The organism is Prevotella sp. P3-122, assembly GCF_002251365.1.
Lineage (GTDB): Bacteria > Bacteroidota > Bacteroidia > Bacteroidales > Bacteroidaceae > Prevotella.
Genome location: NZ_NPJH01000063.1, coordinates 1 through 339 on the forward strand (window position 1 = coordinate 1; position 339 = coordinate 339).

2 tRNA genes are annotated in these 339 nt (G+C 51.3%); both read left to right on the forward strand.

Annotation, left to right across the window (positions count from 1 at the left end):
• The first annotated feature begins 28 nt into the window (after window positions 1–28).
• A tRNA-Ile gene (locus CIL02_RS10835) sits at window positions 29–102 on the forward strand.
• Window positions 103–223: 121 nt separating this feature from the next.
• Window positions 224–297: transfer RNA gene (locus tag CIL02_RS10840), tRNA-Ala, on the forward strand.
• The last annotated feature ends 42 nt before the right edge of the window (window positions 298–339 follow it).

Below are 339 nucleotides of genomic sequence, written 5' to 3' on the forward strand. Positions count from 1 at the left end.
TTCGGGCAACACGCCGCGTGACCTGCACAGTCCTATAGCTCAGTTGGTTAGAGCGCCACACTGATAATGTGGAGGTCGGCAGTTCAAATCTGCCTGGGACTACACTTCGACCGAGGCTACGAGGTCAATGTATCCAAGGCAGTTCAAATCTGCCTGGGACTACACTTCGACCGAGGCTACGAGGTCAGAGTACTAAAGGTAAGCAAGCCTTGTACCACCTATTGGGGGATTAGCTCAGCTGGCTAGAGCACCTGCTTTGCAAGCAGGGGGTCAACGGTTCGAATCCGTTATTCTCCACACTTCCCTTATGTTGGGAAAGAGATCTTTGACATATTGACA